The sequence below is a fragment of the Bradyrhizobium sp. USDA3010 genome (genome assembly GCF_056429065.1).
In genome coordinates this window covers 143,570-163,902 of the sequence record NZ_JBWJZD010000005.1, presented here as the reverse complement: position 1 = coordinate 163,902, position 20,333 = coordinate 143,570, and the positions used below count along the sequence as shown (strand labels likewise).

The following is a 20,333-nucleotide window of genomic DNA, read 5'->3' as shown; positions in this document are numbered from 1 at the left end:
CGATGTTCCTACGACCCCGCGCGGCGGATCGTGATCCGGGTCTCGTCGGTCATGTCCTTGAGCTCCTTGTTCGGCTCACGATAGAGGTGACGCTCGATCTGGACGATCCGGCCATCGGCGGTCTTGCTGCACGTCTCGTCGACGAATACGCCACCGACCTCCTGCTTGTCGGCGCCCGGCTTCGCCTCCGAGCAGCTCCAGCCGTCTTCGCCGTAGCGTGACTTCGCCTGTAGGCCGAGCAGGAACGCCTTCTTGCGCAGATAGAGCCGCGCCTTGGGATCGGTCTCGATCGTCAGCGCCGCGATCCTGGCGTCCTTGTCGATCATGACGGTCAGGATCGCCGGATGGCCGCCCACCATGGTGCCTTCCCGCGCGGTCTCGCGGTCATACTCGAAGCGGATGCTGCGCAGCTGGTCCGGCCCGGCCGGGCAAGCCGCCCACTGCGCCCATTCCGCCAAACGGTGCGTCTTCTCACCGACGCAGGTCAGGTTGATGTATCCCGCGTCGGGAACGCTGCTGATCGCCATGCCGACATTGATGTCGCGCAGGTCTCCTGCGGTCGCCATCGCCGGCACGGCCGCGGCGATTGACGCGGCGAAGACCAACCCGCGGATTGCCGATCTCTGCTTGCTCATGGCTTTGCCTTCTCGCTCTGGTCGGACGACGCGGCGGCGTGGCCGGCCTCCTTGTAGATATTGCAGACACGCGAACCGTCGCCGAAGAAGGCAATGCATTCGTCATAGTTCGGCTCACCCTTGCCCTTGACGTGGGCGAGCACGTAGTCCGCGACCGCCTCGATCTCGTTCGGCCGCAGGAACACATTCGCCTCGGGCGGCATGCGATCCGCGACATCCTGCCGGGTCATCTCGTAGCATTTCGTGGTGTCATAGGAGCCGCGCACGAAGAACGGCATGCCGGTGCCCGGCCGTCCGCAGGTCACGGTCTCGATGATCTGCTCGCGGGTCAGCTCGGTCTTGCGCAGCGACAGCGCATCGCCACCATAGCCGCCGCCGCCATTGCCGTGCCATTTGTGACAGCCGACGCAATTGCCGCGCTTGAACACCGCCTTGCCCGCATCGGTCGGATCACTCGCGGACTGCGCGTGCGCTATACCCATAGATCCCATCACCAGCGCGCAGCCTAGCCACGCGCCAACCAGCCATGTTTGCTTCATTTTGTTTTGTTTCTTCTCTCGGCCAGACCGACGCGGGAGGCTTCGACGTGAAGCCTCCCGCGCTTGCGATGTCAGAGCGCGAACACGTAGAGCATCGAGCCCGGCTGCATCCGCTTCAGCTCGGGCGTGGCATCGATGAACCACTTGTCCCAGGCACCGCCGAGGCCGACCAGGATCGCGACATACTGCTTGCCGTCCACCGAGAACGTCATCGGGGGCGCATTGACGCCACCGCCGGTGTTGAACTGCCAGAGCTGCTGCAGCGATTTCGCGTCGTAGGCGATCACCTCGCCGGACGGCTGTCCGGAGAACACGAGGTCGGGCGTCGCCAGGATGCCGCCGAGGTTCGGGAATTGCGTCTCCGCCTTCCCTGCCACCTTGCCGGTGGTGACGTCGATCGCAGTGACGCTGCCGGTAATCTTGACGTTCTGGCTCGGCCCGCCACCGGTGAAGAACTCGCGCGCCTTGACCTTGTCCGGCGTCATCTCCTCGACCTTGATGTGGTTGCAGCTCTCGATGACGGGAATGTACCAGAGCTTCAGGTTCGGATTGTAGGCGGTCGGCGGCCAGTTCTTGCCGCCCATGTTGCCGGGGCAGATATCCGTCTCCTTGTTGGTCCGGCTCGGCGTCACCGACGCATTGTACTTCTGCACGCCCTGCTTCGGATCATACTCCACCGGCTTGCCGGACTCGGGATCGAGACCCTTGGTCCAGGTCACCTTCTTGACGAAGGGCAGACCCCAGACGAACTTGCCGGTGTTGCGATCGACCGCATAGGCAAAGCCGTTGCGATCGGCCTCGAGCGCGAGCTTCAGCGTCGTGTTGTTCGGACCGGGGACGTCGACCAGCACGTTCTCCGCCACGCTGTCATAGTCGTAGGGATCGTTCGGCGTGTGCTGGTAGTGCCACTTGATCTTGCCGGTGTCGGCATCCAGACCGAGCGACGAGTCGGTGTAGAGGTTGTCGCCGGGCCGGTATTCGTTGTCCCAGTCCGGTCCGGGATTGCCGACGCCCCAGACGATGGTGTTGGTCGACGGGTCGTAGCTGCCGGTGACCCAAGTCGATCCGCCACCGCTCGCCTTGGCGTTCTTGTCGTCCTTCCAGGTTTCGGAACCGGGCTCGTCCTTGCCCGGGATGGTGTGGGTGCGCCAGACTTCCTTCTGGCTCTTCAGGTCGGTCGCGGCGACCCAGCCGCGAATGCCGTATTCGGCGCCAGCGACGCCCGTGATTGCCATGCCCTTGACGATCAACGGCGCGCCGGTGATCACCTCACCCTTGTCGGGATCGGCGACCTGACGCTGCCAGGCGACCTGCCCGGTCTCCTTGTTGGTCGCGATCAGGCGGCCGTCGAGCGTGTGCGAGATCACGAGGTTGTCCCACAGCGCGACGCCGCGGTTGTCGACGCCGCAGCAGGCGACCGCGCCGGCCCAGTCGTGGTCGGTCTTGGGATCCATCTTCCAGAGCAGCACGCCTTTGCCGCCGTGCGCGTCGATCTTGTAGACCGAGCCCCAGCCGTCGGTGACGTACATGAATCCGTTCTCGACGATCGGAGTTCCCTCCAGGCCGCCGTGCCCCCAGATTCCGCCGCCCTCGACGCCGCCGAGATGCATGGTCCAGGCGACCTTCAGGTTCTTGACGTTGTCCTTGTTGATATCCGCCAGCGACGAGAAGCGGGTCGCCGAATAGTTCTTGTGGTGGTGCAGCCAGTTGCCTGCTTCCTTGTCAGCATTGAGCAGGCGCTCCTGGTTGACATCGTCGGCGAGCGCGAACGAGCCCGCGAAGGTCGCGGCGGATGCTACTGCCGCCGCGAGCATGTGCGATTTAACCCAATTCAACCTTGTCATGAGTTCATTTCCTCCGGATCCAGCGTTCTTCATTGATCGAACCGCCCGTCATACACGGGCAGTTGCGCGAGAAGCCTTGCGTCCCGGCGCGTGATTCTTCACACCCGCCGCCTTCTTTGGTCACGTGTCTTGGGTCACTTCTGGACCCGCACCTCCGTCTCGATGGTTCCAGCTTTCTGAAAAACGATCGCGCATTTGAAGGTCTCGCCCGGCGCGAGCGCCTGACGCAACTGCAGCAGCATGACGTGATAGCCCTCGCGCTTCAGCTCGAGCGTCGCCTTGGCCGGGACTGGTATATTGGATATCGAGCGCATGGCGGGCGCGCCTTCGCCGCGATCGACGATGTGGCGCTCGGAAAAATTCGCGACCGGGCAGCGGACACGGAGCAGCGCGTCGGCGCTGTCGGCCTCGTTCTTGATCGTCATCGTCAAGGGAAGGTCTCCGCCTTCTTTGTCCGCAGCCGGTACGCGCGCATCCACAATCTGCAAGGATTCGTTCGCGACGGCGTGATGCACCACTCCGAACGTGCTGATCAGGCAGAATAATGGCAACGCGATCCATGATCTGCACTTCACGGTCCTGCACGCAACGGCGCAATGCAACCCCCGCTCGAACGACATCAAGTTTTCTCCCGACATGATTTTTGCAGCATTGTTTCATGCTTCGTCGCGCGCGACCAGCAATTGAGGATCGGGAACCCAACATCAATGCGATTTCGGTACGCATAGCCGTCATGCTAACTTTTTGTGCATGAGTGATCTCGATACACTTCCACCAGAACAGCGCGATGCAGCGCATGCTGCGCTGCGTGAGGTGATCGGCAGGACAACGGCCGACGCCGTGACGCCGATCTCAGGCGGCGCCACGTCGGCGCGATTATTTCGGATCGATGCAGGCGGCAGGAATTATTTGCTACGACTCGAGGGACCGCCGAGCCCGCTGCGCAATCTATATCAATATGGTTCACTGCGCATCGCGCCGCGACTCTATTACGTCGAATAGACGTCGCGCGTCGGCTGCCGCTGGATAAAATCCATCACCGCGAGCGCCTTTGCCAGCGCCGCCGCCGAAGCTGCTTGCGAGCGGCCGCTGTCGCCGACCACGCCCAGATCACGGTCGCGGAGCGCAGCTCACTGCGGCACCGGATGCAGCCGCGCCAGTTGATCAAGCGACAACCCGGCTTCACGATCGCTCAAGGGAAAGCGAACAATGACGTCCTGGCGCGCAAGTTGGCCCCACAGCGCGTCCGACGACCATTTCTGCGGCTCGGGTCCGCGCGGACCGTCAATCCAGATGAAATACCATTCCGCCATAGGCCGCGACCAAAGCTCCCTCTCCGGAAGATTGGTCCTTCGCCGGCCAATCCGCAACGCCGGATTTTCGCGCCGGCCTGCAGTTCTGGACCTATTCGTAGGGCCGGCCGTCCTTGTGCAGAAAGCGGCCGTTGGAGCTCGGGCTCATCATATCGATGTCGGAACAGGTGATGACGTCGGCAGGCGAGCGTGAGCCGACCTCGAGATAGGTCGCCGTCATCTGCGACCGGTTGATCATGTGGTGTCCGTTGCCGGAATTCTTCGGGAACGCCGCGCAATCGCCGGCGCGCAGCACTGTCTCGCCGCCGTCCTCGATCAGCACCACCTCGCCAGCAAGCACATAGACGAACTCATCCTCGTCCGAATGCCAATGGCGCTGGCTCGACCAGTTGCCGGGCGGCAGCCGCATCAGATTGACGCCGAAATCGGCGAGCCCGCCGGCGTCGCCGAGACGCTGCCGGATTCGTTCCGCGCACGGTGCGGTGAATTCGGCCGGATAGCCGGACCCCTTGCGTTCCGGCACTTTTGTCAGATCGATCTTCGGCATGGCAGCGTCCCCGGGGCGATGACAGCAAACGAATGCGTGGCCCTAAGCGTGGATGTGCGGCTACCGCAACGAGCCGCCGGAATTGTGACACTCCACCTTGCGCGACATCAGGCGCTGCCGACCAAGTCCTTTGCCATCAGGATGTCATCGTAGTAGCGGCCGTCGATCTTCAGGGCATGCCTCTCCAGCCCGTACTCGACAAAGCCGGCGCGCCGGTAGAGCCCGCAGGCAGGCTCGTTACCCTTCACCACAGCGAGCTGCACCAGCTCGACCGATTGCGCGGCGAGCTCGAGCGCGGCATCGACCAGAAGCCGGCCGACACCGGCGCGTCGCGCCTGCTGTCGCACATACATCCCGACCAGCATGCCCTTATGTTGCCGTTTCAGCCCTTCCGCCGCGATGAAGCCAACGATGCCGGCGAGTTCACCATCGCGAAACGCCCCAAGTATCGCCGCCCCGTGCGCGAGCCTCTCCGCGAACCATTCGACCGGATGCACGCTCTCCGTCTCATACGCACTGCCGAACGCCTCCGGACTGAAGCGCAGCGCCTCGAGACGGATGCCGCGATAAAGCGCGGCGTCCGCAGGCAAGAGGCGGCGAATCTCGATTGATTGCGTCGTCATTCCGTGTCCTGTCTCCGTCGCGGCAGCACCGCCGCTCGATCGGCATGTCGATCGCGGTATCTATCGCAAGGCCAGCCTATTCCAAAGGGGATTGGAGCGGGCAAGGGAATCGCCCCTCGCATCCACGATATCGGCCGTCGCATGGCGGTAGACTCCGGATGACGCTTGCCTGACACTGGCGCATCGAGGAGAAGCTTATGGTTTTCTGGATTGCGTGTGCGGCTGGATTGGCGACAGCTTACCTTCTCGGTTCAATACCCGCGGGCTATCTCGCCGGGAAACTGCTCAAGGGCATCGACATCCGGGAGCACGGCTCCAGGTCCACCGGAGCCACAAACGTCTTGCGTACCCTGGGCAAGTGGCCCGCGTTGGCGGTCCTGCTGGTCGATGTGCTGAAGGGCGCCGGCGCGATCGCGTTTGCCCGCTGGTTCTATCCCTGGCTCGGAACATTGCCGACCGTCACGCCACCGACCGCGAGCGATCTGCAAGCCTTGCTGCCTTGGGCGGTCTGCCTGGCCGGACTTGCGGTATTGCTGGGCCACAGCCGTTCGATCTGGTTGAATTTTACCGGTGGCAAATCCGCCGCGACGGGACTCGGCGTGTTGCTGGCGCTGTCCTGGCCGGTCGGTTTAGGCGCCGCCGCGGCCTTTGGCGTTGTGCTGGCCATCTCCCGGATTGTGTCGCTCGGTTCGATGCTGGCGGCGCTCACTACGATCGCGCTGGTCTGCGGCCTAGAGCAGCCATTGCCATATCGGCTGCTGGTCATCGCAGGTGGCCTTTACGTGATCACGCGCCATCGTGCCAACATTCAGCGGCTGCTGGCCGGGACCGAGCCGCGCCTGGGATCAGGCGGACGAGAATCGCAAGCGGCGTCACAAGGCTAGTGTGTGCACTCGGAGGCGGCCGACGTCGCAAGCAGCGGCCCGCCACAGGTCGTGTCGCGCCGCTGCAGTACCGGCAGCGTGCCCAAGTCCGTCACGCCGTCGGATGTGCTCCCGAAACGGCCTCGATGACGTTTGACGAATGCGTAACAAAGCCGAAGCATTTCTTGACGTTGAAGAGAGTTGCTTCAACGCAGTAGCCCGGCGAGGTCGTTGCGCAGCAGTCCTCGACCAGGAGGCAACCGTAGCCCAGGAAGTTCGCGTCGGTGAGCGAATGCAGCACGCATTGATCGGTGTTGACGCCGGCAAACAGGATCGTCTTGGTTCCGAGATTGCGCAGAATGCTGTCCAGCGGCGTGTCCCAGAAGCCGCTGATCCGGTATTTGTCGACGTGAATGTCCTCGGGCTCCTGCTTCAATTCATCGACCACAGCCGCGGCCCAACTGTCCTTCTGCAGCACACGCGCGCCACTGCCCGGCAACGGCTCGCCAAGACCGATGCCGACGCCCTTCGGCTTGTAAAGATGGAGCTGGTTGGGCGCCATGTTCTTCAGATCGGGCCGATTGCCCCAGTTCAGCCAGATGACGTGCACGCCGGCCTTCCGCAACACCGGGAGAAGCTTCTGCAGCGGCTCGATCGGCGCCCGATCCGGCGTGTGGTCGAGGCCGAGATGGTCGACCCATCCCCCCTTCGCGCAGAAGTCGTTCTGCATGTCGACGACGATGAGAACAGTGCGATGCAGATCGACCGTCACGGTCTGAGGCTGCGCATCGATCGTGACCGCCCTGGGCAGCGGCGGCGCCATCGCCATGTTGACGTTGTTGTCGTCAACCAGCCATTTGTAGCCGGGAGCAGACCCAAGGGGATTGGCGGTGCCGGGCTCTGTGGATTCCGCGGCCTTTGCTAGCGTGGAACTCGTCATCGGATTGTCCTCCCTTGCCTACGTTTTCTTGAAGTCTGTTACGGATCAGCCGCCGCGTTCGAACGGAATGGTCAGGGCCGAGGGCTGTCTGCTCTTGCCGACGAAGCCCGCGATAGCGACCAGCGCCAGCAAATATGGCAGCAGCAACAGGAGCGCGACCGGGACATCGAGCTGCAGCGCCGGCACCAGGAATTGCAGCGCGGTCGCGAAGCCGAACAGCAGGCACGCCGCCAGCGTGTACCAGGGATTCCAGCCGCCGAAGATCACGGCCGTAATCGCAAGATAGCCCGCGCCCTTGGTCATGTTCTCGGTGAACGTATTGCTGTCCGCAACCGACATGAACGCGCCGCCGAGGCCGGCCAGGATGCCGGCGTAGAGCACGCCGAGATAGCGCGTCCTGGCGACGCTGATGCCGGCCTTGTCCGCAGCGCGCGGATCCTCGCCGACCGCCCGCACCGCCAGCCCGAACGACGTGTACTTCAGGATCAACCACGTCACGACAACCATCAGGACGCTGACATAGGCAAGGCCGGTCTGGTTCGCCAATGCCGGCCCGATTACCGGGATATGAGCGAGCCACGGCAGATTGAGCTGCGCGAAGCCGGGAATCGGATCGCGCGATAGCGGCCCGAAGATCTCACGGTAGAGAAACGTGGTTGTTCCCAGCGCCAGGATGTTGAACCCGATCCCCACCACCAACTGATTTGCGCGCAATGTCACGCTCAGCACGGCCTGGACCGCGGCAACCGCCATCGCGACCAAGACGCCGGCCGCCACGCCGAGAAGCGGCGAGCCGGTCGCCCACGATGCCAGCGCCGCCGTAAAAGCGGACATCAGCATCATGCCATCGAGGCTGAGATTGAGCACGCCGGCGCGCTCGCTCAGCATCTCGCCGGTTGCGGCGAAGATGATCGGAACAGCAAGACGGAGTCCGGAACCGATGAACACGGCCATTTGTTCGTCAATCATCGGGTCACCTTTCGGTTGGTGAGGATTGCGGAGCCTGCAATAACAATGACGATCAGGCCCTGGCAGATCAGGACGACGGCGGACGGGACATGCGCCGAGATTTCCATGTTGATGGATCCCGATCGCAGGAAGCCGAACAGCAGCGCACCGATCACCACGCCGACGGCCGAGCCGCGCGACAACAGGCCGACGACCAGGCCGTCAAATCCGTAACCCGACGAGAAATCGCTCGTCAGATAGAACTGCTGGCCGAGGATCATGATCGCGCCGCCGAGACCGCCCAGACCGCCGGAGACCGTCATGGCCAGGATCACGTAGAAGCTCGTCCGCATGCCGGCGCGGCGAGAGGCCACAGCATTCAAGCCGACGGCGCGCAGCCGCAGGCCGAGCGTGCTGTGCTTGAGCACCAGCCACACCACAACGACGGCGATCGCCGCGATCAGCAGACCGATATGGAGCGGAGATCCGTTGTCCGGGAACAGCAGCGGCAGCTTGGTCGTGTCAGGAATCTCCGCCGATTCCGGCAGCGACGACACGTCGCTGATCGGCTTGCGCAGCAGGTGAAAGGATTCGACCGACCAATACACGAGCGGCAACGCAATGAAGCTCAACAGCAATGTGCTGATGACCTCGTTGGTGCCGCGCGCCGCCTTGAGGAAGCCGGCCAGGCCGCCCCAAACCGCTCCGGCGATGGTTCCCACAGCGAGCGGCACGATGAACGCCAGTCCCAACGGCAGGTCGCCGGCGCCATGCAGGGCCGCTGCCGTCGCAAACATCCCGCCCATCGCGATCTGCCCCTCGCCTCCCACATTGGTCAGGTTGGCACGGCTGGCGAAGATGAAGCCGAGCCCGACCAGTGCGAGGCTGATGGCGCGATTGATCGAAGCACCGATGTTGAAATCGCTTGCCGCCATGCCGTCCCAAAAGGCTTCGATCGCCTCGAGGACGGATGCACCGGTGGCGGCGATGATGAGCAGGCCGATCCCGAGCGCGATGATGGTCGACACCACCGGAACCAGAACCTGCAACGGCACGAGCTCGAGCCTCGCGCCCTTTGCGACCCGCGCAAGCTTCGGATTCTTCATAACCATGGCCAACCTAGACATGCGCGTGCCCCGACATCATCGCTCCGATCGCCTCGCGGCTGAACGACCCGGCCGCGAGTTCGCCAACCAGCTTTCCGCGGTAGATCACCGCAATCCGATCCGACACCGCCATCAGCTCCTCGAGCTCGCTCGAGATCAAAAGCACCCCGAGGCCGTCATCGCGCGCGGCACGGATCCGATTGTAGACCGCCTCGATCGCACCGACGTCGAGGCCGCGCGTCGGCTGCGCGGCGAGCAGGAACACCAGCGGATCGAGCGACAGCTCACGCGCGAGCACCGCCTTCTGCTGATTGCCGCCGGAGAGGCTCGCCATCGAGACGTCCGGGCTGCTCGCCCGCACGTCGAAGTCGCGCATCATCGCCTCCGCCGCCTTGCGGCGCGCCGACTTGTCGAGCAGGCCGAAGCGGCTGAATCTTCCGATCGCGCCGAGAAACAGGTTCTCGGCCACCGACAATTCCTTGATGCAGGCCACCGCGTGCCGATCCTCGGGCACGATGCCGACACCCGCATCCGCAATCTCCTGCGGCGTGCAACCGGCGACCTGTGTCCCGCCGACCACGATCGCGCCGGCGCTTGGCGAGGCGAGCCCGGCAAGGATCAGTCCGAGCTCGGTCTGGCCGTTGCCCTCGACGCCCGCGATCCCGACGATCTCGCCGGTGCCGACCGTGAGGCTCAGGCCATCGAGCCGCGGCACCCCATGCGGGTCGCGATACACGAGGTCCGAGATCTGCAGCACCGCCTCACCCGGCGACACCGGACCGGCCGCGTCTGCGGGTTTCGCCTGCGTCTTGTCCTCGATGTCGACAGCGGCGGCGAGCACCGACCCTACCGACTGAACGTCGCGGCCGACCATCGAGCGCACCAGCGACCGGATGTCGGCACCGTCCATCGCGACGGTCTCGATGATCCGGCCCTGTCGCAGCACCGTCGTGCGGTCGGCCACGCGGCTGATTTCGCCGAGCTTGTGCGTCACCAGGATCACGGACTTGCCGCGCAGCGCCACCTGGCGGCAGATCGCCAACAGCGCGTCGATTTCGTCCGGCTGCAGAACGGCCGTCGGTTCGTCGAGCACGAGCAGCTGCGGATCGCCGAGCAGGCACTTGATGATCTCGACCCGCTGCCGCTCTCCGACCGAAAGTTCGTCGATCCGCGCCTCGGGATCGATTTCGAGGCCGTATTCCGCCGCGAGCTGCTCCATCCGCACGATGATGTCCTGCGGCTTCAGCACCGCGCTGGCGCGGCCGAGCATCAGGTTCTCGGCCACGGTCATGTTGGGCACCAGGCTGAAATGCTGATGCACCATCACGACGCCGCGCTGCAGTGCCTCCGCCGGGCCGCGCGGATCGAACGGCTCTCCGCCCAGCGTCATCGTGCCGCCATCTGGCCGGTGCACCCCGAACACCAGGTTGCACAATGTCGATTTGCCGGCGCCGTTCTCGCCAAGCAGGCAATGCACCTCGCCGCGCTCGATCAGCAGCGATATGTCGTCGAGCGCGGTGAAAGCCCCGAAGCGCTTGGTCAAGCCAGACAGTTCGAGAAGAGCCACGGTCAACCCACCTTGACTTTGATCTTGCTCGACAGCAGGTCGTCCCTGAGCTCCTTGATCTTGGCCTGGATCTCAGGCGTTGCGCCGGCGCAGATCTCGATGTCGGCCGAACGTGGCCCCATCGCGAGGCCGAACTGCTTGTACTCCGGGTGCCACGTTCCGGCGACGGCCTGGTCGATGGCATATTCGACCATGAAGCCGATGCCGCTGACCGTGTAGGCGATGTAGAGCGGATTGTTGTCGGAGCAGTAGTTGGTATAGCTCCCGATCATCCTGGTGCCCTTCTCGCGCGCCGCCTGCTCCATTCCGCGCACGCCGAGATTGAGAATGTTATAGTGGACGTCAGCCCCCTGCGCGACCGCGGCAAGGGTCGCTTCCTTCGCCTTGGCGACGTCGTCAAAGTCGCCGGTGTAGGTCACGAAGCATTTGGTGTCCGGCTTGACGTGCTTGGCGCCGTTCGCGAATTCCGTTCCGGTGTTGACGATCGCCGGTATTTCAAGCCCGCCGGCGTAGCTCACCGCGCCGTTCTTCGACATCATCGCGGCGACCGCGCCGGCAATGAAGCCGATCTGGGCCTGCAGCACGTCGTATTGCGCGACGTTTTCGGTCGGTTGTCCGGTCGGGCCGACGATGGAGAACTTCACCTTCGGGAATCGTTTGGCGACCTTGAGCACCGATGCCTGGGTCTGCCCCGCGGCGCCGATCACCATGTCGTTCTTGCTCGCGAGCGTGACGAGCGCCTGCTCCATGTCAGCGAACTTGACGTTCTCGATCGACGTGATCACGACCTTGTTGCCGTGGCGTTGCTCGGCCGCCTTCATGCCGTTATATGCCGACTCCATCCAGCCATGGTCGGCCCGCGACCCTGGAATGAGAATGCCGATGCGCAGCGGCTTCGCAGCATCGTCGGCGAAGGCGAGCCGGCCTGATGAACCGATCCAGGCTGCCGAGAGCAGGCCTGCTTGCAGAAATGCACGACGGGTACCGTTCATGTGTTTCCTCCTGTTCGTTCCCGGTGTTGCCGCAATCTTTGTTGCGGCATTTTTTGCATCGACGGCGCGACTGCCGCCGTCATTTTCAGTCTCGAAGCAACGTCATCTCGTGGCCATCGTCGCCAGCGCGTCGACGGCGTCGACGAAGCATTTCATCGGAGCCTGCACGACGCCGGCGCCGATGATCCCCATACCCGGCTCCTTGTGCGCCGTTGCGGTGTTGATGACCGGCCGCATGCTTTCGTCCACGACCTTGCGGATGTCGATGCCGACCGGAGCTCCGATGAAGTCGAGCATCGGCAGAGTGAAGCCGGGATTGCGGCCGATCGTGACGTGCGCCATCTCGCGCGAATAGCGCAGCGCGTCCTGCGGCGTGCCGCCGACGAACTGCACCATCGCCGGAGCCGCCGCCATCGCGAACGCGCCAAGCCCCGCAGTCTCGGTGATCGCACTGTCGCCGATGTCGGGATTGGCATCGGCCTCGCTGAAGCCTGGCAGGAACAGGCCGACGGGGATGTCGGCCGGACCGACAAACCATTGCCCGTTCAGCCCGCTGACGCGGACGCCGACATTCACCCCATTGCGCGCCATTGCGGTGACGATGCTGCTGAACGGCACGCCGTGCGCGGCATCCATGGTCGCCTTGCATGCCGCCATCGACAGGCTGAGGAAGAACATGTCGTCCGCCCCGATCGTCCGCAGCGTCTCGTGAACCAGATCGCGCGAGATCGAGGACTTGAGCAGCGATTCCGTGACGGCGCGATACAGCAGCAGGGTCGCCGCCGTGTTGCGGTTGTGGACGTCGTCGCCCATGTGCAGCGACTGCGACATCAGCGGCTTCAACGGCAATCCACCGTCGACGCCAGCGACCGCGGCCTTCAGACATGGCGCCAATACATTCTCGATGAGCTTGAGGCCTTCGATCACCTCGGGCGCGAACGCGCCGAACCGCAGCGTCTTGGCGCCGCCGGATTCCATCATCGGTGCATAGGCGCGATTGCCGGTGATCTGGTTCAGCACCACGAACAGCGGCATCGAGGGTGAGATGATCCCGGTCATCGGCCCGACCGCGCCGAATTCATGGCACGGTGCGAAGCGGATGCCGCCTGCCGCGACGAGCTGCTCGGCCTCTTGCTGGGTCGTCGCCCATTTCTCGTAGAGGATTGCGCCGACGACCGCCCCCTTCATCGGGCCGCACATATCGTTCCAGGCGATCGGCGGGCCGGCATGGAGCAGCGTCCGGCCCATGTCCGGCCAGACTTCGGATGCGTGCGCCGCGACGTCGACCCATACCGGCTGTGCGGTCAGGATGCGCTCGAGCACCTCCGCATTGGCGCGATCAATCCGCGATCCGAGGCAGTCCGCATCGCTGGCATCGCCAACCAGCTGCGCAAGATTCCAGGCGACCTCGGGACTTCCGTCGCCGACCGGCTGCCACTGCAGACGCACCAGCGGGGCTCCGCTGCTCTCGACACCGCGATCGAGGCCGGAGGCGCCGAGGCTGATGACAGATGTCTTGTTCCGGAGCGCGGAAGGGACTGCGTTCATCATCGTTCTCCACCTTGCATCGCACGGCGCCCTGTGGCGTTGTCGTCCACGGCCATGCGGCTCGCGATGGCTTGCGCGGCGCGGGCCGCGCCCGTGCTGCTGCCGACAATCTCCGCGCCGGCGTCCGCCAACATGGCTTTCTGGGTCTCATAGGGCTGCGGATCTGAATCCGTGCCGCAGACGAAGCAGACCACGGGAAGCTCCCGCCCCTGCGCTCGCGCCGCGGCCTTCCCCCGCCGGATCGCCGGAGCCAGGATCTCCGCCGGATTGGGGTGGCTGCCGTAACCGAGCACGACGTCCAGGACGATGCAGGCAACGGTCGGATCGTCCGCTTCCTTGAGCAGCCGTTCGATCCGCACGCCATAGTCGATCATCGGATGTGGACGCCCCACCGTGAATTCGTCGCTGCCGAGATCGATCGCCGTGTGCCCGTGGCTCACTTCCACGTCGGCCAGACGATCTGCGCCGGCAAGCGGCGCGTTCGACCGGGCACGAATGCCCGCCGCCCGCCAGATGGTCTGGGCTTCCGAGCAAAACGTTCCGCCGGAGTAGAGACCGCGCAGGTAGCGCTGCGAGGGTGCCAGCGACGCACAGACCCTTGTTGCCAACTGTTCGATCGCACCTTCGTTACGCTCGGGCCGGCCGGGCGCCGCAAGCGCGACGGCCTGCCGCGCCGTCTCCTCGAGCGACGCCGTGCGGTGAACATTGCCGGCGGATGCAGCCGGCTCGCCGCCGAGGAAGCAGATCACGACCGGCTTTCCAATCGCGCTGGCGCGCTCGATCACCCGCTTCTGCACGTCGGGCGCGGGAGGTTTGGAGACGATGGCGACAACTTTGGTCTGCGCGTCGGCGGCGAGCAGCTCCAGGCCCTGCAACATGGTGATGCCGCCGACCTCGCTGGAAACGTCGTGGCTGCCGGTGCCGATCGCCTGCGAGATGCCCTGGCCATGACGATGGATCTGGCACATCACCTCCTGCAAACCCGTTCCCGACGCGCCAACGAGCCCGATCGCGCCGCGCCGAACGACGTTGGCAAATCCAAGCGGCACGCCATTGATGATGGCCGTGCCGCAATCCGGTCCCATCACCAGCAGGCCCTTCTGCGCCGCAACGCGCTTGATGGCCTGCTCCTGTTCGATCGGCACATTGTCGCTGAACAGCAGCACGTTCAGGCCCTGGCGCAGGGCCTTCAGGGCTTCCGCGGCGGCATAGGGGCCGGGCACCGAGATCAATGCGAGGTCGGCATGATCGGCAATCGCGACGCCGCCGGAAATCGAGCGCGGCGGCGCTTCCGCCGCGGCTTCAGTCGATCCGCCCTTCGGCTCTTCACCGGCGATCAGGGAGTGAATCTCCCGCTCGGCGGCTGCGAGCTTTTCGGGCGCATCGTCCGCCACGACGATCATGATATCGCCCGGCTTGGCGCTCTCGAGCGCCGGACTCATCAGCCCGGCCTGCTGCAGGAACTCCTTGTTGCTGCGCGTTCCCATCAGCAGCGTGACTCGCTGCACGCCGGTCCGCGCGACCGTGACCTGCGAAATCCGCATCAACGACACGGAATCCTTGTACAGGTTCGCCTTTATGCTGGATTGAATGGCCATTGCCTTGTCGTTCCCTTGAATCCCGCAGGCTGCTTGTTTGTCTTGTATGTGTGAGCTTGAGCCAGCGGCCAGCTCGATCGCCTGATCAGATTGAGGCGCAGATGCGCCCCAACTGCTTCAACTCGATGAGCGCGGGCCATCTTGCTCGACGCTCGAATGCAGATTGGCGCGGGCGAATGTCCCGCCGACGCGCCAATCCCGGTGGTTACTGAACGACGTGCGTCCCCGTCTCGCCCCGCAGCGCAGCCATGGCGCAATCGAGGTGACTGATGATCGCGCGCTTGCCGCCGCCCTCGAGAAACCGGATCGCCGCATCGACCTTGGGTCCCATGCTTCCCGGAGGAAAATGTCCTTCGCGGTGATAGGCCTTGATCTCCTCGAGGCTGACCTGGTCCAGTTCCTTCTTGTTCGGCTTGCCGAAATTCACCGCAACGCGCGGGACCGCGGTCAGGATCAGCAACTCCTCGATGCCCAGCACATTGGCGATATGAGCGGATGTCAGATCCTTGTCGATGACGGCCGGCACGCCGGTGCGCACGCCCTTTGCATCACGAACCACGGGAACGCCGCCGCCGCCGCCCGCAATGACGATTGTTCCCCGCTTGACCAATGCATCGACCAACGAGATGTCGCAAACATGCTTGGGCTTCGGCGACGGGACGACATGACGCCAGCCGCGCCCTGAATCCTCACGCATCGCCCAATTGAGCTCGGCGCTGATCTTCGTCGCCTCGTCCTCGGAGAAGAACGGTCCGACGAACTTCGTCGGATTCTTGAACGCGGGATCGTCCTTGTCCACCTCGACCTGGGTCAGCAGGCTTGCCACATGTCGCTGGTTGCCTTGCTCGCGCAGGGCATTCTCGATCGCCTGCATCAGGAGATAGCCGATACCGCCCTGGCTGTGCGCAACGCAGATGTCCATGTCCATCGGCGGGATTCGGCTCATCGTCAGCATCTGGCGCATCATGATCTTGCCGACGACCGGGCCGTTGCCATGCGTGATGACCAGCTCATTGTCGAGTTGCGCAAGCGGCAGCAGCGCTTCCGCAGTGATCCGCGCGACGGACTTCTGCTCCTGGGAAGTGCCCCTGATATCCTCGGGGTGAACCGCATTGCCACCGATCGCGACCACCAGGCGACGCGGCACGTCATTGAGTGTACGCATTTCTTTATCTCCCGGCATTCTGGACGATGGCAACCGCAAGCTCGCACGCCTGCGCGTTCGACGGCGCAACGAGGATTCCGGCCTGCTCCAGTTTCCTGACCTGCGCGGAGCGCCCTTGCGGATCCTGCTCCGTGCCGACGACGGACGCGATCAACGCCGGCGCATCTTGCCCGCGATCGGCGACGATATTCGTCAGATGCTCGGCGGGATCGGCATGCGCGCCATAGCCGAGCACAAGGTCGAGCAGGACCACCGAAAGATCGCGGTTCTTGAGCGCAGCACGCAGCGCATCGTCGCGCACTGAGGGGTCGATCATCGGGTGCGGCCGGCCACGGGTGTATTCGTCGTCGCCGAGGTCGATCAGCCGATCCCGTCCGGCGTTCGGCTCGACGCCGAGCTTGACCACGCCGGGGATAGCGGCGTTCGACGCCACCTTCCGACCTGCCGCAGCGAGGATCACCTGGGCTTCGGCACACAGCGTTCCGCCGGCGAACAAGCCCTCGATCCCGCCTCGGCCGCTGCGCGGAAGCCGTGATGCGACCGCGCTCGCGTCGAAGCCTGGGGCGATCTTCTTGTCTCCCAGTGCCAGCTCCGCGGCGCCCTTCAGCGTCGGCGAGAAGCGGGCGTTCGGCGGCAGCTCGATCTCCGAAGCACCGATGAAGCACACAGTGTACGACTTCCTGCTTCTGCCGATCCACTCAAGGACGGATCTGGCGACATCGGGATGCGGCGGCTTCGAGATCAGTACCACATGATCGGTTTCCGGATCGGACTCGAAGGCATCGATCGCCATCAGCGTGGTGATGCCGCCGATATCCTTCTTCAGATCGCGCCCGCCGACCCCGATGGCGTGGGAGATCCCCGCGCCCGCTTCCGAGATCAGGCACGAGACCTCCTGCGTTCCGGTCCCCGATGCGCCGATGATGCCGATCCTGCCGCGCCTGATCTTGTTGGCGAACGCCAGCGGCGCGCCGCCGATCACGGCCGTTCCGCAATCCGGCCCCATCATCAGGAGGCCGGCCGCCCGCGCCTGCTGCTTGAGCGACAATTCGTCCTCGAGGGACACGTTGTCGCTGAACATCAGGACATGCAGGCCGCGATTGAGCGCCTTGCGGGCCTCGGCGGCGGCGAACTCGCCGGGAACGGAGATCAGCGCAAGATTGATCTCCGGCCTGACCTTCACCGCGGCGGCGATCGAGTGCGGCCGCCAGGCAGCCTGCGTCTCGCCCTGGGTCTTCGGCTTGTCGAGCGACTTGATCGCATTGTCGAGGGCTTCGCGGGCAGCGGGCTCCGACTCGGCCTTGACCGCGATCACGAGGTCATTGCCCTTCACGGCAGTGCCCTCCTCCAGCAGCCCCGCATTGCGCATGATCGCAGCGTTCGACGGAGTTCCCATCATCAACGCCGCCTCGATCACGCCGGGCGAGCCGGCCACCTCGCGCGACAGCCGCATCAGCGCGACCGAGTCGAGATAGAATCCCTTGCGGACCTCGTTCAGGACAACGACGTTCATGACACACCCAAATCCTTGGCAATCGCGACGATCGCCTGCTGGAAGCACGCCAACGGCGCCTTGACCACGCCGGCGCCGACCTGGCCGATGCCGGGCTCGCGATGCGCGATGCCGGTGTTGATGACGGGCACCACGCCGGAATCGACGACCAGGCGGATATCAATGCCGGTCGGCACGCCCGCGAAGTCCATTGCGGCGATGGTCCATTCCGGATTTTGCGCTACCGTGATCTCGCCCATCGAGCGGGTGAAGTTGCCGGCCTCGGACGGCGCGCCGGCCCCGACGAAGCCTGCGACGGCGGGCGCCGCCGCCATCGCAAATCCGCCCAGACCGATCGTCTCGACGATGGCGGAATCACCCATGTCCGGATTGGCGTCCTTCTCGGAATAGCCGGCAAAGTACAGCCCTTCCGGCATTTCGACCGGCGCGGTGAACCACTGTTCGCCGAGCCCGCTGACGCGGATCCCGAAATCGGTGCCGTTGCGGCACATGGTGGTGACGATGGTCGAGCCCCGAATGCCGTTGGCGGGATCGGTGATCGCCTTGCCCATCGCCATCGCGATGTTGAGGAAGAACTGATCGTTCTGTCCGATGAACGCGAGACATTCGGCGAGAACGGCATTGTCGGTTGAGGTCCGCGCCATCCAGGGCGCGATCTCGCGAAGGAAGACGCTCGAGCAGGCCAGATTGCGCTGATGGAGTTCGTCGCCCATCGACAAGCCCCGCGCGACGATCGATTTCAGGTCGATGCCGCCGGCGGCACGGATCGCCTTGCCGAGCGTCGGCCCGAACACGTCCCGCAGCCAGGCGAGCCGCTTCAGCACGCTGGCGTCGTTGCCGCCGAAGCGCATCACCTTGCCGAGCCCCTCGTTGATCGCGCAATAGGCGCGGTTGGCGAAGCGCGCGTTCTCGACCACGAACAGCGGCATCGACATCGTCGTCATGCCGGTCATCGGGCCGACTGCGCCGAAGTGGTGGTTCGGGTGAAATTCGATTTCGCCGTTGGCGGCGAGCTTGGTCGCGGTCGGCAGATCCTGCGCCCATCCCTCGAACACGATGGCGCCCGCGACCGCGCCGCGCATCGGGCCGCACATCCTGTCCCAGGAGATCGGCGGGCCGGCGTGGAGGATCATCCGTTCGCGCAGGCCCGGGATCAATTCGCGGGCGGGAACGATGTCGATCAGCCGCGGCTCCCCTTCGAGGATCCGGGCGAGCGCCTGCTGGTTTGCGTCTTCGATCAGCTTCATCGGTGCGCCCTCACACACCGAGCTTCGCGAGCAGAGCCGCCATCTGCGGATCTCCGCCCGCCGACGGCTTCCAGTCGACGTGAACGACGTCGATGCCGCAGTCGCGGAGGTCCTTCACGAACCCCTCAAGCCCGACATTCACGACTTCGACCTTGCGCGCCAGCAATTGCTGATACTGCGGCCTATCCTGATCCGTCATCGTCTCCGCCCTAACCAAGTTCGTTTTCGTTGTATCGAGATAATAAGAAAACACTTACTTCGTCAAGACCGGATTCTCGAAGAATGCGAATTTCCATACCCGCGCAAACAGCGGACCGGTCGAAGCGCAATGGCGCCTTAAAAAAGGAGCTCCGAACTTCGTTCGGAGCAGTCTGGGAGAACTCGAAATCTGAGCTGCAACGGCCTCACTCGCGCAGGGCGTGGCGCAGCACGACCAGACTGCCGGCGAATGCATCCAGTCCGGATGAATGCCCGATCGCGGTGAGGGCCGTGAGGGCGCGATGAAATCCGGCGGCCTCGCCGCTCATTGTTGCATGGATGGCAGCGTGCAGTGCCGCCGCCCCGTAGCCCAGCGCCGCCGCGCGCAGATGGATTCGGCTGATGTCGTTGGTGCCGTTGAGCAGAGCGCGGCAATGGTCCCACAATGCATCGCGACATTCGATGCGTCCGAGCGCTGCCAGCGCGATCAGCGCACCGCCGATCAGATCGTCGCCGGACGGCGTGAGCCCCGGCCCGAGACCGACCAGGCTGGCAAGCCCGGACTCTCGATCCGCATCGTCATCCGGGTCTGCGAGGATTTGCTCCAATGCAGCGAGGCCGGGCATGGCAGCCCGAACCAGCGCAGAGCCGTCGCCCGGAGCATGTCCGGACCCGACCACGGCGAGGCCCTCCGAAGTCAGATCACCGCCCCACACCTCATCGACCGCATCAAGGCCGCGTCGCAGGCTGGCCGTAGACCAGTGTGGTACAGCGGGCGGTGCCCAGACCGACCGCGCGGCCAGATTCGCGAGCGGCGTCGCTCCGATCCACAGAATGGAGTCCGCGACCCGCACCGGATCGCCGACCGCCAATCCCGGCCATCGGAAGTCGCCGACCACGTGCAATGGACCCGATCCGATGCCGATCCGTCCAACGCAGATCCAGATCCCGTCGATCACGGCGTAGAACGAACGTTCGAACACGGCGACGACCTGGCCCGCGGCGCGATCGCGAAGCGCCCTGTCGGCGAGGAGCCCCACCTCCACATCGGCACAGACCGTCGCTGCGGGACGCCGTTCGTCCGGCGCGCCCGCGCGACCCGACTGCCTTCCGTCCGTTTCGCGGCCTTCGACCAACATCCGCCCTC

21 protein-coding genes are annotated in these 20,333 nt (G+C 64.6%); 2 read left to right on the top strand and 19 right to left on the bottom strand.

Features of this window, described 5'->3' with window-relative positions:
- Positions 1-8: 8 nt before the first annotated feature.
- The 4 genes from AC066Y_RS10835 to AC066Y_RS10820 all read right to left on the bottom strand — a co-directional run bounded on the left by AC066Y_RS10835 (position 9) and on the right by AC066Y_RS10820 (position 3,638).
- On the bottom strand, positions 9-635 hold the full coding sequence (locus tag AC066Y_RS10835) for a hypothetical protein (protein WP_478273868.1): 627 nt from the start codon (positions 633-635) through the stop codon (positions 9-11).
- Positions 632-1,117, bottom strand: a complete 486-nt coding sequence (locus tag AC066Y_RS10830) for a c-type cytochrome (RefSeq protein ID WP_478273867.1) — start codon at positions 1,115-1,117, stop codon at positions 632-634. The genes AC066Y_RS10835 and AC066Y_RS10830 overlap by 4 nt, the downstream gene beginning before the upstream one ends.
- Positions 1,118-1,245: 128 nt before the next feature.
- Complete coding sequence (locus tag AC066Y_RS10825) at positions 1,246-3,018, bottom strand: PQQ-dependent dehydrogenase, methanol/ethanol family (protein ID WP_478273866.1); 1,773 nt, start codon at positions 3,016-3,018, stop codon at positions 1,246-1,248.
- Between the two features lie 134 nt (positions 3,019-3,152).
- Positions 3,153-3,638 carry a copper chaperone PCu(A)C gene (locus AC066Y_RS10820; RefSeq protein WP_478273865.1) on the bottom strand — a complete coding sequence of 162 codons (486 nt, stop codon included), beginning with the start codon at positions 3,636-3,638 and terminating at the stop codon, positions 3,153-3,155.
- Between the two features lie 130 nt (positions 3,639-3,768).
- Here AC066Y_RS10820 and AC066Y_RS10815 point away from each other — a divergent pair, with 130 nt between their 5' ends.
- Entirely contained in the window at positions 3,769-4,020 is a 252-nt protein-coding gene (locus AC066Y_RS10815; RefSeq protein ID WP_478273864.1) for a hypothetical protein, read from the top strand.
- A 128-nt stretch (positions 4,021-4,148) separates the two neighbouring features.
- Here the strand turns inward: AC066Y_RS10815 and AC066Y_RS10810 are convergent, their stop codons facing one another.
- The 3 genes from AC066Y_RS10810 to AC066Y_RS10800 form a co-directional block, all read right to left on the bottom strand.
- Positions 4,149-4,331 (bottom strand): hypothetical protein, encoded by a 183-nt coding sequence (locus tag AC066Y_RS10810; RefSeq protein ID WP_478273863.1) that lies wholly within the window; start codon positions 4,329-4,331, stop codon positions 4,149-4,151.
- 91 nt (positions 4,332-4,422) lie between these two features.
- Positions 4,423-4,878 carry a cupin domain-containing protein gene (locus AC066Y_RS10805; RefSeq protein WP_478273862.1) on the bottom strand — a complete coding sequence of 152 codons (456 nt, stop codon included), beginning with the start codon at positions 4,876-4,878 and terminating at the stop codon, positions 4,423-4,425.
- 107 nt (positions 4,879-4,985) lie between these two features.
- Complete coding sequence (locus tag AC066Y_RS10800) at positions 4,986-5,501, bottom strand: N-acetyltransferase family protein (RefSeq protein WP_478273861.1); 516 nt, start codon at positions 5,499-5,501, stop codon at positions 4,986-4,988.
- A 197-nt stretch (positions 5,502-5,698) separates the two neighbouring features.
- Here AC066Y_RS10800 and plsY point away from each other — a divergent pair, with 197 nt between their 5' ends.
- Positions 5,699-6,385, top strand: a complete 687-nt coding sequence (gene plsY / locus AC066Y_RS10795; protein ID WP_478273860.1) for a glycerol-3-phosphate 1-O-acyltransferase PlsY — start codon at positions 5,699-5,701, stop codon at positions 6,383-6,385.
- A 91-nt stretch (positions 6,386-6,476) separates the two neighbouring features.
- Here plsY and AC066Y_RS10790 read toward each other — a convergent pair whose 3' ends face one another.
- The 12 genes from AC066Y_RS10790 to AC066Y_RS10735 form a co-directional block, all read right to left on the bottom strand.
- Positions 6,477-7,304, bottom strand: a complete 828-nt coding sequence (locus AC066Y_RS10790) for a cysteine hydrolase family protein (RefSeq protein WP_478273859.1) — start codon at positions 7,302-7,304, stop codon at positions 6,477-6,479.
- A gap of 45 nt (positions 7,305-7,349) precedes the next feature.
- Positions 7,350-8,273, bottom strand: a complete 924-nt coding sequence (locus AC066Y_RS10785) for an ABC transporter permease (protein WP_478273858.1) — start codon at positions 8,271-8,273, stop codon at positions 7,350-7,352.
- Positions 8,270-9,379 carry an ABC transporter permease gene (locus AC066Y_RS10780; protein WP_478273857.1) on the bottom strand — a complete coding sequence of 370 codons (1,110 nt, stop codon included), beginning with the start codon at positions 9,377-9,379 and terminating at the stop codon, positions 8,270-8,272. Before AC066Y_RS10780 ends, AC066Y_RS10785 begins: the two co-directional genes overlap by 4 nt.
- Positions 9,372-10,925, bottom strand: a complete 1,554-nt coding sequence (locus AC066Y_RS10775) for an ABC transporter ATP-binding protein (protein WP_478273856.1) — start codon at positions 10,923-10,925, stop codon at positions 9,372-9,374. Before AC066Y_RS10775 ends, AC066Y_RS10780 begins: the two co-directional genes overlap by 8 nt.
- 2 nt (positions 10,926-10,927) lie before the next feature.
- Positions 10,928-11,917, bottom strand: a complete 990-nt coding sequence (locus AC066Y_RS10770; RefSeq protein ID WP_478273855.1) for a BMP family protein — start codon at positions 11,915-11,917, stop codon at positions 10,928-10,930.
- Positions 11,918-12,019: 102 nt separating this feature from the next.
- Complete coding sequence (locus AC066Y_RS10765; RefSeq protein ID WP_478273854.1) at positions 12,020-13,465, bottom strand: YlbE family protein; 1,446 nt, start codon at positions 13,463-13,465, stop codon at positions 12,020-12,022.
- Positions 13,465-15,063, bottom strand: a complete 1,599-nt coding sequence (fdrA, locus tag AC066Y_RS10760) for an acyl-CoA synthetase FdrA (RefSeq protein WP_478273853.1) — start codon at positions 15,061-15,063, stop codon at positions 13,465-13,467. Before fdrA (AC066Y_RS10760) ends, AC066Y_RS10765 begins: the two co-directional genes overlap by 1 nt.
- Positions 15,064-15,268: 205 nt before the next feature.
- The gene (gene arcC / locus AC066Y_RS10755) at positions 15,269-16,228 is read right to left on the bottom strand and encodes a carbamate kinase (protein ID WP_478273852.1); all 960 of its coding nucleotides are present in this window, start codon (positions 16,226-16,228) and stop codon (positions 15,269-15,271) included.
- A gap of 4 nt (positions 16,229-16,232) precedes the next feature.
- On the bottom strand, positions 16,233-17,741 hold the full coding sequence (fdrA, locus tag AC066Y_RS10750; RefSeq protein ID WP_478273851.1) for an acyl-CoA synthetase FdrA: 1,509 nt from the start codon (positions 17,739-17,741) through the stop codon (positions 16,233-16,235).
- Positions 17,738-18,988, bottom strand: coding sequence for a YlbE family protein (locus AC066Y_RS10745; protein ID WP_229165398.1), 1,251 nt, complete (start codon positions 18,986-18,988; stop codon positions 17,738-17,740). The genes fdrA (AC066Y_RS10750) and AC066Y_RS10745 overlap by 4 nt, the downstream gene beginning before the upstream one ends.
- Positions 18,989-18,998: 10 nt before the next feature.
- Positions 18,999-19,187, bottom strand: a complete 189-nt coding sequence (locus AC066Y_RS10740; RefSeq protein WP_050404632.1) for a hypothetical protein — start codon at positions 19,185-19,187, stop codon at positions 18,999-19,001.
- 205 nt (positions 19,188-19,392) lie between these two features.
- Positions 19,393-20,325 (bottom strand): oxamate carbamoyltransferase subunit AllH family protein, encoded by a 933-nt coding sequence (locus AC066Y_RS10735; RefSeq protein ID WP_478273850.1) that lies wholly within the window; start codon positions 20,323-20,325, stop codon positions 19,393-19,395.
- Positions 20,326-20,333 lie beyond the last annotated feature (8 nt).